Annotated in this window: 10 protein-coding genes and 1 tRNA gene; 5 read left to right on the forward strand and 6 right to left on the reverse strand. The window is 53.7% G+C overall.

Going from position 1 to position 12,493, the window contains the following annotated elements:
• Positions 1–86: 86 nt before the first annotated feature.
• Positions 87–1,352: a hypothetical protein gene (locus Abin_RS02815; RefSeq protein ID WP_048844785.1), complete on the forward strand. Its 1,266-nt coding sequence runs from the start codon at positions 87–89 to the stop codon at positions 1,350–1,352.
• 363 nt (positions 1,353–1,715) lie between these two features.
• Here the strand turns inward: Abin_RS02815 and groL are convergent, their stop codons facing one another.
• Together groL and Abin_RS02825 are read right to left on the reverse strand one after the other, a co-directional pair.
• On the reverse strand, positions 1,716–3,356 hold the full coding sequence (groL, locus tag Abin_RS02820; protein ID WP_048844786.1) for a chaperonin GroEL: 1,641 nt from the start codon (positions 3,354–3,356) through the stop codon (positions 1,716–1,718).
• 56 nt (positions 3,357–3,412) lie between these two features.
• The gene (locus tag Abin_RS02825) at positions 3,413–3,706 is read right to left on the reverse strand and encodes a co-chaperone GroES (protein WP_048844787.1); all 294 of its coding nucleotides are present in this window, start codon (positions 3,704–3,706) and stop codon (positions 3,413–3,415) included.
• 209 nt (positions 3,707–3,915) lie between these two features.
• Between Abin_RS02825 and Abin_RS02830 the strand changes: the two genes are divergently transcribed.
• Together Abin_RS02830 and Abin_RS02835 are read left to right on the forward strand one after the other, a co-directional pair.
• Positions 3,916–4,602: a dienelactone hydrolase family protein gene (locus Abin_RS02830; RefSeq protein ID WP_048844788.1), complete on the forward strand. Its 687-nt coding sequence runs from the start codon at positions 3,916–3,918 to the stop codon at positions 4,600–4,602.
• A 125-nt stretch (positions 4,603–4,727) separates the two neighbouring features.
• Entirely contained in the window at positions 4,728–4,931 is a 204-nt protein-coding gene (locus tag Abin_RS02835; protein WP_006557943.1) for a cold-shock protein, read from the forward strand.
• A gap of 272 nt (positions 4,932–5,203) precedes the next feature.
• On the opposite strand, the gene Abin_RS02840 is transcribed toward Abin_RS02835, so the two are convergent.
• The gene (locus tag Abin_RS02840; RefSeq protein ID WP_048844789.1) at positions 5,204–8,206 is read right to left on the reverse strand and encodes an ATP-dependent DNA helicase; all 3,003 of its coding nucleotides are present in this window, start codon (positions 8,204–8,206) and stop codon (positions 5,204–5,206) included.
• Positions 8,207–8,410: 204 nt separating this feature from the next.
• Here Abin_RS02840 and Abin_RS02845 point away from each other — a divergent pair, with 204 nt between their 5' ends.
• Positions 8,411–9,475 carry an NAD(P)-dependent alcohol dehydrogenase gene (locus Abin_RS02845; RefSeq protein WP_048844790.1) on the forward strand — a complete coding sequence of 355 codons (1,065 nt, stop codon included), beginning with the start codon at positions 8,411–8,413 and terminating at the stop codon, positions 9,473–9,475.
• 120 nt (positions 9,476–9,595) lie between these two features.
• On the opposite strand, the gene Abin_RS02850 is transcribed toward Abin_RS02845, so the two are convergent.
• Together Abin_RS02850 and efp are read right to left on the reverse strand one after the other, a co-directional pair.
• Positions 9,596–10,423, reverse strand: coding sequence for an inositol monophosphatase family protein (locus tag Abin_RS02850; protein ID WP_174766810.1), 828 nt, complete (start codon positions 10,421–10,423; stop codon positions 9,596–9,598).
• A gap of 39 nt (positions 10,424–10,462) precedes the next feature.
• Complete coding sequence (gene efp / locus Abin_RS02855; protein WP_048844792.1) at positions 10,463–11,029, reverse strand: elongation factor P; 567 nt, start codon at positions 11,027–11,029, stop codon at positions 10,463–10,465.
• Between the two features lie 161 nt (positions 11,030–11,190).
• Here efp and Abin_RS02860 point away from each other — a divergent pair.
• Positions 11,191–11,280 (forward strand) — tRNA-Ser (locus Abin_RS02860).
• 277 nt (positions 11,281–11,557) lie between these two features.
• Here Abin_RS02860 and Abin_RS02865 read toward each other — a convergent pair.
• Entirely contained in the window at positions 11,558–12,370 is an 813-nt protein-coding gene (locus Abin_RS02865) for a hypothetical protein (protein ID WP_048844793.1), read from the reverse strand.
• Positions 12,371–12,493 lie beyond the last annotated feature (123 nt).

The following is a 12,493-nucleotide window of genomic DNA, read 5'->3' on the forward strand; positions in this document are numbered from 1 at the left end:
TTGTAATGGATCCGTGTTTTTATAAGGAGCTGTAAAATATGGTTAAGAATGATTTAAAATGCATATATTTTGTGGCGTGAATAATCATGAGTGATATTGGGCATCACCAGAACAATTATAAGAAATTTTTTCACATTTTACTAAATAAAGACTGGCTGTACGGTTGTGTGTCCTGTCTAATTTATCTTGCTTTCTTATTGCCAATTCTTATTTATAAAAATCTCGATTTTTCCATTTTTATTGTTGCTGGTGATAAATTTGCAGATAGTCACAATCTTGTAGCTCCCATTCATATTCAAAGTAATAGCACTGGCTTTGATGGGCAATTTTACTATCGTATCGCACTTGCACCTTTTGATTTTCAGACAACCTCATACGGTCTCACAATTGACGATCCACCTTTGCGATTTCATCGTATTTTATATCCTCTGTTGGTATGGATTTTTGCTTTTGGACAAAAAAGCTACGTCTCTTTTATGATGTTTTTTGTTAATTTATGCGGAATAGTCAGTATATTCTCTTCTTGCTCACGGCTGGTAAAGTATTTTAATCTCAATAAAATAGTTTTGCTTTATATGTTGCTTTGGCCTGGTTTTTTGATTTCTTTAACGCATGACACAACGGAAATAATATCATCTGCATTGATATTATTATCCCTTGAGGCTTATGTTAAAAATAGAACCATATTGCTTTTTGTTTTTCCCATGCTCGCGGCATTCACACGTGAGACTGGAGTAATATTTATTTTTGGTCTATTCGTTTTTTCGATTTATAATTTCATTCGAGACAACAATAAGATTTTTTTCTTTAAAAAAATTAGCGCTCTATTGGCGTGTATGCTTCCATTTCTAGTGTTCCAAATTTTCTTGAAAATGAAATTTGGTCATTCCCCAGCAAGCGCAGATGCTGTTGCCAATCTAGGTTGGCCGTTGCGTGGGGTATTGGAAACTATAGGCGCAACATTAGATGGTAGCCGCATGTATGTTCATCAGCCTGTTTTTCAGAACATCATGAGATTTTTCGTTGTTTATAGTATTCTATTATTGGTTTTATGGTCCTCTTTTGTGATTTATCGTGCTTATGCCGTAAAGAAAAATTATGACTCAAAACTATTGATAGCGACGTTTCTACCATTCGTTTTTATTCTTTTTTGCCTGACTGGAAAAACAGGCCCATGGGTTGATCCGATCTCATATTTCCGCGCATTTACCGAATGCTTTATTTTGGGATCGTTTATTTGCACAATTGAAAAACCACAAAGACCATCAAATGTCGTTTTGAGTTTATGTGCAGAACTATCCTGTTTTACGATTATCGGTGGGATGTTGTTCGTTGCGCTTGCGCTGAAATAAGCTTTCAAGCCAAATTTATGTGGGGCAATGAGGGCTGTGACCGTTGTGGCCCTCATTAGAAACGGCGTAAGGGCCGTGGCCAATAGACATTATAGCAATGTGGTTTTGGTACGGATGGCTAAAAATCCCCTTTCTTTACACGCGTGACAGAAAGAGAGTTGATGATGATATTATGGCTTAGGGACGAACAATAAGAAAAATTACCCCGGTTTTTATAAGGGTAAGTAATAAAATACTTTTGCAGATTTTGTATTATTTTTCATAAAAAAAGCGAGGGCAACAGAAGTTGCCACTCGCCTTTCAGGCTTTCCGCTTGTTTCGGGTGCTCCGTGAGGATTACCCAAAACTGGCAGAAATCGGACCTTAGAAGTCCATACCGCCCATGCCGCCCATGTCTGGGCCGCCAGCCGGTGCGGCTTTCTTTTCAGGACGTTCAGCAACCATGGCTTCCGTCGTGATCAGCAGGCCGGCAACAGAAGCTGCATCCTGCAGCGCCGTGCGAACAACCTTGGTCGGGTCGATAATACCGGCATCAACCAGGTTCTTGTATTCGCCAGCCTGTGCATCGAAACCGAATGCATAGTCTGTTGATTCCAGAACCTTGTTTGCAATGACAGCACCGTCTTCACCAGCGTTATGAGCGATCTGGCGCAGCGGAGCCTGCAGAGCCTTGCGGATGATGTCGCCACCAACGCGCTGGTCGTCATTGTGGTAGTGCAGGTGTGACAGGTTTGCAGAAGCGCGAGCCAGAGCCGTGCCACCACCCGGAACAATGCCTTCTTCAACGGCAGCGCGGGTTGCGTGCAGGGCATCGTCAACGCGGTCCTTGCGTTCCTTGACTTCCACTTCCGTAGAGCCACCAACGCGGATCACGGCAACACCGCCAGCCAGTTTGGCAAGACGTTCCTGCAGTTTTTCACGGTCGTAGTCAGACGTGGTTTCTTCAATCTGCGCACGGATCTGCTTGCAACGGCCCTTGATGTCGTCGCCTTTGCCAGCGCCGTCAACAATGGTGGTGTTTTCCTTGTCAATGCGCACCTTCTTGGCGGTGCCCAGCATTGGCAGGGTAACGGTTTCAAGCTTGATGCCCAGATCTTCGCTGATAACCTGACCACCGGTCAGGATAGCGATGTCTTCCAGCATGGCTTTACGACGGTCACCAAAGCCGGGAGCCTTAACAGCAGCAATTTTCAGGCCACCGCGCAGCTTGTTGACAACCAGTGTTGCCAGAGCTTCACCATCAACGTCTTCTGCAATGATCAGCAGCGGACGGCCAGACTGCACAACAGCTTCAAGCAGCGGCAGCATTGGCTGAAGCGAAGACAGCTTCTTTTCATGGATCAGGATGTAGGGGTTTTCCAGATCAGCCGTCATCTTCTCCGTGTTCGTTACGAAGTAAGGAGAGATGTAGCCACGGTCGAACTGCATGCCTTCAACCACGTCCAGTTCTGTCTGGAAGTGCTTGGCTTCTTCAACCGTGATAACGCCTTCGGAGCCAACTTTCTGCATGGCTTCGGAGATCATCTGGCCGATTTCGGCTTCACCGTTAGCAGAGATCGTGCCGACCTGGGCTGTTTCAGCCGGGGTGGTGATCTTCTTGGTGTTTTTCTTCAGTTCTTCAACAACGGCGTGAACAGCCTTGTCGATACCGCGCTTCAGGTCCATCGGGTTCATGCCAGCAGCAACGGCCTTGTGGCCTTCGCGAACAATAGCCTGAGCCAGAACGGTTGCTGTGGTCGTGCCGTCACCAGCGATATCGTTGGTTTTGGAAGCCACTTCGCGCAGCATCTGTGCGCCCATGTTTTCGAACTTGTCAGCAAGTTCGATTTCCTTGGCAACAGAAACACCGTCTTTGGTGATACGGGGTGCGCCGAAGCTCTTGTCCAGAACAACGTTGCGGCCTTTGGGGCCCAGAGTAACCTTAACGGCGTCTGCAAGGATGTCGACACCGCGCAGCATGCGCTGGCGTGCGTCACCACCAAACTTTACGTCTTTGGCAGCCATAGAATTTCTCCTGTGAAGATCAGTTACGTAGCGAAAAACGGATCAGTGTGCGCAAATCAGGCGGAAATAATGCCCAGAATGTCGCTTTCTTTCATGATCAGCAGCTCTTCGCCGTCGATCTTCACTTCCGTGCCGGACCATTTGCCGAACAGGACGCGGTCACCAGCCTTGACATCAAGCGCCACAACCTGACCCTGCTCATTCCGGGCGCCGGGGCCTGCGGAAACCACTTCACCTTCCATCGGCTTTTCTTTTGCCGTGTCAGGGATAATGATACCACCGACTGTCTTTTCTTCGCCTGCCAGGCGACGAACAACTACCCGGTCGTGTAAGGGACGAAATTTCGTCATTATGGATCGCTCCACATTCTGTTTGCTGCGGTGGCGTCCTTGTCAGGAAGCGACACCACCAACTTTACCGCGCGTCAGGAACGCCGCGTTGCGTTAGCACTCCCACCTCAGGAGTGCCAAGACAGGAGATAGGTTTGTCCTCCCGCAGTGTCAAGAAATGTGGAAAACTTTCTTCAAGCCGTAATATTTGACCCAAAGGAGAGACCATTATGGGCCATATGAAAACGCTGACAGCCGCAGACGGGCACGTCTTTTCCGCCTACGAAGCCGGAAGCCTGGACCAACCCTATGCTCTTGTTGTGGTTCAGGAAATTTTCGGCGTGAACGCGCATATGCGCCGCGTCTGCGATGATTTTGCCGAACGCGGATTCCATGTGACCTGCCCCGCTTTATTTGACCGCGCAGAACCCGGTATTGAACTGGGCTACGACACCGCAGGGCGGGAAAAAGGCTTGGCGTTAAGGGCGCAGATCACGCTCGAAGACTCCTTGCAGGATATCTATGCCTGCGCGGAAGCCCTTGAGCATGCAGGTGGACATACAAAGCGAAAGATAGGGATTATCGGCTATTGCTGGGGTGGCACCTTGGCGTGGGTTGCGGCCACACAATCAAAGCGATTTGATGCGTCGGTCTGTTGGTATGGTGGCGGTATCGCCGCCCGGCGGGACGAGACTCCGAATTGCCCGGTTGAAATGCACTTTGGTGGGGAAGATCACAGCATTCCCCACATGGATGTGCTGGCTATTCGGGATGCTCAACCAGGTGTTGAAATTTTTGTGTACGATGATGCAGGGCACGGTTTTGGCTGTGCGGACAGGGCATCGTTTAATCAGGAAGCCTATATGCTTGCACAGCAGCGCAGCGTTGCGTTTCTTGAGTCTCATTTACAAGGCTGAAAAGTTTCAGACGGGCAGCGCGGGGTATTTTGATTGACATTCCCGCTGCTTCGTGACCGGATAGAGAAATCCTGTAGCCGGCCTATGGTTGTCCGGTAGGAGACATCAGGGAAAGTTACCCGCCTATGCCGACCGGTACAGTTAAATGGTTTAATGCCACCAAAGGTTTTGGCTTCATCGCACCCGATGATGGAGGCAAGGATGTTTTCGTTCACATTACCGCTGTTCAGGCTGCTGGCCTGCGTGGTCTGAATGAAAACGAAAAAATCTCTTACGAACTCGTGACAGAACGCGGCAAAGTTGCAGCGACTGAACTTAAGCCTCTCTAAGGCTGAATACGGGGGTAGGTGCGTTATTCACCTGCTCCGCTGTATATAGGGACTGTCTGTTGGCATTGCTGAAGCCGCGCCAACGGCACCCTCATAAATTTTTGCAAAATCAGGTGGCATCTTCCTGTTTTGCTTGTTCATGCGTGTTTGCACGCTCCCCTAAATCTTTATCGACTTCCTGACCCGCCCTGCTGCGCTTTTTCGCCCTGGATGTGAAAAAAAGTAGTTGGATAGGTAAAGTATAAGGTGCGGCCGTAAGCTCGGTTCGTGGCCTAAAGTGCTTTGGGCAAAAACGCCTCTATTTCGCGCACTGTATCGGCCAGGCCCATTCGGCGCACTTCGGCACCGGGCGGGAAAGCTGACAGCAGACGGGACGGCGTGCGGCGATCAAGCAGGACAAATACGCCCCGGTCAGACTGACTTCTGATCAACCGGCCAAAAGCCTGTCGCAGTTTCAGGCGGGCAATCCGGTCATCATACCCGGTGGTATCCCCACCAGACAGATGAATACGCCGTTCACGGTGAAGAATATCCGGGCGCGGCCACGGCACCCGTTCAAACACAACCAGACGGAGTGCGTTGCCCGGTACGTCCACCCCGTCACGCATGGCATCAGTTCCAAGCAGACACGCATGTTCTTCCGTGCGGAAGATATCGACTAATGTGGCGTTGTCCATTGCATCGACATGCTGCGCATATAGGGGCAGGCCGCTTTCTTCCAATGCTGGAGCAATCCGGGAATACACCCCCCGCAGGCGTGAGATAGCGGTGAAAAGCCCAAGACCACCACCGCCCGACGCCTGAAACAAGGTGCGATACGCCGCTGAAAGATCAGCAATACTGCCGTGGTCGATATCATTGACAATAAAGGTGCGTGTCTGACGCGCATAGTCAAACGGGCTGCTTAGGCTGGCGCGGATAGCGGGTGCCGGGAAATGGTTTGCGCCCGTGCGGGCTTCCGCAGCTTCCCACGCCCGTTCTGACAGGTCTGACAACGCTGTGTCCTGATCGGCAGATAAGTGCGGAGCAGGTGCCTTGTTGTCTGACTGGTCGCGCAATGTGGCGGATGTAATCAGCATTCCCTGTGCGGGCATGGCCATGACGGCTGCAAACGGCACGGTGGGGTCAAGCCAGTGCCGATGTAGGCCGACATCCTGTTCACCCATACGTTGCTTTTCACGCCGATCAAGGCGCAGGAAGTGAATGTGTGACGGTGTGCTGCCACTGGGTTCCGGGTGTTCCAACGCATCAAGCATCGCAATCCAGGCATCAAGACGCGTTATGGCGCGGCGACGCAAGGCGCGCACCATGGCCTCAATGCGGCCTCGGGTGACACTATCCAGCGTTTCGGCTTCATCCTGCAAGCGGGCATGCAGACGCTCTGCCAGCGTCCGCAAAGGTTCCACCAATCGTCCCAAATCGCGGGCAAGCGCTTGCCCGGATACAGCCAGATCCGGGAGGAGCGGGTGCAGGTCACATTCCAGCGCGCCATAGCTGTGGTCAGCGCGACCACGTTCCTGACTGCGGGCCAGAACCTGCTGGCGCAGCAATTTCAGAAAAGCTTCGGTGGGGTTTTCAAGCACGGGTTCAGATTGTGCTGCCTGCACAACCGGGAACAGGCCGTCAGCTTGTGGGGGTAATTCTTCCGGTTCTGCTGGCGGTGGCTTACCCTCTAGGTCGTCCGCTTCTGCCAGTCGGGTTGACCAGCCAGGGGCAGGCAGCGCGTGGGCAGCCATCAGGGCGGCATCAAGGGGCGTTTCCAGCTTGGGAAGGCCTACAACCAGATCATCCAACCGCCGTTTCAGCCCCCGCGCGCGGGAGCGTCGGCCTTCTGCGCCCAGAAGCCAGCGGCGCAGTTCTGCGGCTTCCAGACCGGAAAGTTCGGCAGAAAAGGCGCTGTCAGCCGCGTCAGCCAGATGGTGTCCTTCGTCAAAGACATAGCGTGAGGGGGTATTGTCGGTTTCGCCCTCTTCAGCATCATCGGCCATAGCGTTTTCTGAATAGGCAGCCTGCGCCATAACCAGCGCATGGTTGGCAATAACCAGATCGGCCTCACGCGCACGGCGGATTGTATGTTCCACAAAACAGCGTTGATAATGGGGACAGGCACCATGAATACATTCGCCCCGGCGGTCAGCAACGCCTGTGATGTTCCCGTGGCCGAACAGATCCCCAAACCAGCCGGGCAGGTCTCCGCCTGTCAGGTCTCCATCGGCTGTTGCACGTCCCCAGCGCGCCAGCATGGCTAGAGCGATTGTCACCCCTGCCGGGCGAGAGCCCGCACTGTTAACGGCTTCTTCCATATTTAACAGGCAGAGGTAGTTCTCGCGCCCTTTGCGCAGCACCACATGACGGCGACGGGTGGCATCGTCTGGGAACAGGCGGTGCGTTTCCTGTTCTATCTGGCGTTGCAGGTGCCGGGTGTATGTGCTGATCCACACACTGCCGCCGTTACGTTCCGCCCACACGCTGGCTGGCGCAAGGTAGCCCAAGGTTTTCCCGGTGCCTGTTCCGGCTTCTGCAAGCACAACGGCGGGGTTGCCGCGCATGGTGCTGGGTTCAAATGCCGCAGTTGACACGCTGGCAAAGTCAGCTTGCCCCGCACGGCTTTCTGCGCCTTCCCCCAGCAATGTTGTCAGCCGCGCGCGGGCTTCAGCCGGAGTGATGGGATGTGATGCCGGAGGCGGTCTGGGTGCGACTTCCTCCCACTTGGGTAGAATGCGCCAGATACGCAGCGCATCACCCGGCTGCATTGCATCTTCTGGTAAGTTGCCTTTGGGGCCGAGTTTCTCATGCAGACCGAGCGTTTCAGCCACCGTGCCCGCCCACGGCCAGCCAGCCTGACCAAGCCGGACTGTCAGTGCTGCAAGGAAGTCAGCCTGTGGCCCCGTTTTGTGACGCGCCAGTTCTGCCAGCAGTAATGAGACCAACAATGGCAACAGGTCGGCTTCAGCCTGCCCAATCCGATCAGCCTCTACGCCCAGGGCCAAGGCCAGTCCACGCGGTGTGGGTGCAACGGTGCGGGCTGGGTAAACAAACGCAAAAAGCTCTAGCAGATCAAGCCATGGGCAGGGCTGACCGGGCACTTGCAGGCCCAGTCTGCGGGCAAAAGCTGGCGCGTGGACCACAAGGGGGCACGGCATGGTATAAAGCCGCTCTCGCAGTTCTGGCCCGGAAAGAATGAGAAACTCACCGTCCTCTGTCAGCACGGAAAATCCGCGATGGTGCGCTGTCAGCGCCGGCGCATCATGGGCCGAGGGGAAGGACGTCTGCATGGAAGATTTACTCTACGCATATTGGGGCAACTGAACCAGAGCCTATTCTGCGCGGGATGCTGTTACCTGAGCCTAGGCCTTCAGGCGCTGGCCAGAATGCGTATAATCTCCCGTGATTTTGCGGACGTGCGCCACTACGCTTTGCCGTGGTGTGACCGCCGCACCATATGAACGTCCGTGTTTTGTCATAAAGGGATATGCCTGATGTTTACCTGCTTAGGGTACGCTGCCCAAAGTGCTTCGGCTCCTCTGGCCCCGATTACGTTTCAGCGGCGCGCGTGCGGGCCGAAAGATGTGCAAATCGACATTACCTATTGTGGCGTGTGTCATTCAGATATCCACACAGTCAGAAGTGAGTGGGGGCCAAGTGCTTATCCCTGCGTGCCGGGCCATGAAATTATCGGGCGCGTTGCACGGACAGGCAGCGACGTAACCCGCTTTAAGGAAGGGGATCTGGTGGGCGTGGGCTGTATGGTCAATTCCTGCCGCCACTGTGAGTCGTGCGAGGCAGGGCTTGAGCAATATTGCGATGCCCTGCCCACATGGACTTACAATAGCCCTGACCCGGTTGCGCCCGTTGAAGGGGGCCACACGTACGGTGGTTATTCGCGCAGTATTGTTGTGGATGACCATTTTGTGCTGCGCGTACCAGAAAATCTGGACCCGGCGGCGGCCGCACCGTTACTGTGCGCCGGGATTACAACATGGTCGCCTCTGGCCCACTGGAAGGTGGGGCCGGGGCACAAGGTTGGCATTGTCGGGCTGGGTGGGCTTGGCCATATGGCCGTAAAATTTGCGGTCGCCCTTGGGGCAGAAGTCACGTTGTTCACCACATCCCCCAGCAAGGTGGAAGACGGAAAACGTCTGGGTGCGCACCGGGTTGTCATCTCGCGGGATGCTGAAGCCATGAAGGCGGAAGCCAACCGGTTTGATTTCATTCTGGATGCTGTTTCAGCCGACCATGATGTGAATGAGTATCTGGGCCTGCTACGTCAGGATGGGCATATGGTGTTGGTTGGTTTGCCTGAAAAACCAATGTCAGTTGGGGCTTTTGCCTTGGTGGGCAAGCGGCGCAGTCTGGCAGGGTCTGCCATTGGTGGTATTCAGGAAACGCAGGAAATGCTTGATTTCTGCGGCAAGCATAACATTACCAGTGACATCGAAATGATTGATATCAACCAGATCAATCATGCTTATGATCGAGTGTTGCGCTCAGACGTAAAATATCGGTTTGTGATTGATATGGCATCTCTTCCAGCTACTGCCTGACAACCACAGAGTGGGGGCTTTCTCGCCCCCATTTCGAGGCTTCCAGCACGATCGACATAAAAAAGGCCGCCACCGCAGAAGTGCGGGGCGGCCTTTTTCTAATCTGTATTCAGGCAGCGATTATGCGTCCTGAAAGCTTTCAGCCACAACTTCAAGCAGTTTACCGTGCATGTGGCCGTTGCCAGCCACAATCATCACGTCATCCGGCATATCATCCAGATCAAGGCCAGCAGGGTCAGTCACCTGCCCCCCTGCTTCACGCACGATCAGGATACCCGCTGCGCAATCCCACGGTTTAATGCCGAATTCCCAGTAACCTTCGTAGCGACCAGCAGCGACCCATGCCAGATCAAGGGAAGCGGCACCAAAGCGACGCACACCAGCCACGCGCGGCATCAGATGCCCCATAACGCGCGCAAACGGCAGACGCAGCCGTGCAGCTACCTTTGCAAAAGGAATACCGGTGGCAAACACGGCTTCATGCATGTCGCGCCGTGCAGAAACACGGATACGGCGTTCATTCAGAAACGCACCGTTGCCTTTTTCGGCCCAGAACATTTCACCCGCAGCGGGGTTATAAACCAGAGCCGCAGCCAGTTCGATTTTCCCGTCTGGCAGACGGCGCTGAAGACCGATGGAAATGGCCCAGTGCGGAATGCCATGCAGGAAGTTTGTGGTGCCATCAAGCGGGTCAACAATCCAGCGCCACGTCCAGTTATCACCGCCTGATTCACCAGATTCTTCCATCAGGAAGGCATAACCAGGGCGGGCGCGTTCAAGTTCTTCGCGCAGGGTCTGCTCTGCCCGAAGATCTGCCTGCGAGACAAAGTCACCGGGGCCTTTGATGCTTACCTGAAGCTGCTCGACCTCATTGAAATCGCGCAGGAGACGCTTTGCTGCCTTCTGGGCGGCAGTTTGCATCACCATCATGACGGGGGAAAGACGCATGGCCACTGTGTTTTGTCCTGCTTTAAAAAGTGCTGAAAATCAGTCTTTGGCGCGTTCTACGTAAGAGCCGTCTTCTGTTCTGACGACAATCCGCTCACCCGCTTCAACAAAAGGCGGCACCATGGTTTTTACACCGTTAGACAGCATGGCTGGCTTGTAGGATGAGCTAGCCGTCTGGCCTTTGACAACCGGGTCAGCTTCAACAACTTCCAGCGTAACCTGCGGCGGTAGATCAATACCAACCGGGTCACCTTCAACAAGATGAATGTTGATGGTCATGTTGTCCTGCAGGAACGGTGCCTGGTCGCCCATCAGATCAACCGGGATCATAACCTGTTCGAACGATTCCGGGTCCATCAGCACAAGCGTTTCACCATCGGTGTAGGAATACAGATATTCCTTGTCCTCGGTCATCAGACGCTCGACGCTGTCAGCGGTACGCCAGCGTTCGTTGGTTTTGTTGCCGGTCTTGAGGTCACGCATTTCAACCTGAATGAATGCGCCGCCCTTGCCGGGGGTGATGATCTGCTGCTTCAGCACCGTCCAGCGACGGCCATCATGCTCGATAACCTGTCCGGCCCGGATCAGGTTCGCCTGCTGTTTCATAACTCGTCCCTGAATGGATATAGGTATTAAAGACCGGCGTTCTACAACTCCCACCCCATAAGAGCAAGTCAGACGCGCTTGAAAGACAGAAACAGTTTCTGTGCATTCCCCCGCTAGACAGGACGAAGAACGTATGGTTATAAGACGCCCAAGCTGATGCAGGAAGGGTGGCCGAGTGGTTGAAGGCTCCAGTCTTGAAAACTGGCGTGCGGGTAACCGTACCGTGGGTTCGAATCCCACCCCTTCCGCCATTAGTTGATAAATTTCCCAACAAAAACAATGCCTTAGGGATAGTGGGAAAATTTTACCCCTCTTATTCCCCCTCTTAAAACGACCGCTAGGCTTTCCGGAAGCAGAGTGAGAGGGAGGGGATTGGATGCGGTTTATCTATATTGATATAGAAAAAAACGAATAAATTCGGTCGCCTATTCAATCGCCTTTTTAGGTAGGGATACTCTTATTCATAAACACATAAAAAGGGGCCCTCCTTGTGAGAAGACCCCATACATATTTAGCTGTAGTTTCTGTTCAGTCTCCCACGACCTTTCGGCCCGTTAGCCTGAACCAGTGCAGGATGCCTGCATCCAGAACCGGCATAGTCTTATGCTCTATTTCTGTGGGGCTGTTCTTCTGACTTGCCCATGCTTCTGTTCCAGCCTCCAATGCTGCGGTCAGGCCCCTCTGGAAGAGTTCGTCCGTGCTGCCTTTCGCATGGTGGTAATCTGCCACCATCACACCTAGCCGTGCCGGGCTTATCTCAGAGGCACCGGGGCCGCGTTGCTCGTCGTCGTAGAGCTCTGTTAGTTTGGCGCAAGCGGCTTCTGTGGCAGCGCGCAGGTTCTTCTTCACAACATGCGGCTGCATTGCCATCTGCTCTGCCATCTTGGCAAACAGCAGAGCCAACTTGCCGGTTACGCCTTCAAGAGCAACGCCAAGAGGCAGCCCCGCATCATGGGCGAGTATGGCGGCCATGCGGCCCATCCCCAGCACATTAACCCAACCTTGCCCGTCTTTCTCCATCCGGTCCCCTTCATCAAGAGAGGCATAGGCACGATCTGCCGCGACTTCCGCGCTGGCTTCCAGAACGCGCCCATCCTTCACCGGCCAGTCATAGATGGCAGAGAGGCGCTGGCAGAACTGGCGGGCGTGAAGATCATTCATTTCACACGCAAGCGGGCAATCTGTGCCGTCCTTGAAAACGACGGAGGGGAGGAAGGCGGCTTGGCTGTCCTTATCCAGAACCGGGCGCATCCACAGACAGCGGACGGCCTGCGGATCCAGCGTGGCTGGGTCAGCGATGATGCCAGGAACGGCAGAGGCGGTTGTGTATGAAGGGTTCATGCTGTGGCGTCCAATGTGCTGTGGGAGTGTGGGGTAAGAGTGGCCATGCCGTCCGGTGCAGGATGGCAGACAGAGCAGGTCCAGCCCTCTGATGTGTCGCCAGCCCTCCGCCACCAGAGTGTG

Source organism: Acetobacter indonesiensis (genome assembly GCF_000963945.1).
Classification (GTDB): Bacteria; Pseudomonadota; Alphaproteobacteria; order Acetobacterales; family Acetobacteraceae; genus Acetobacter; species Acetobacter indonesiensis.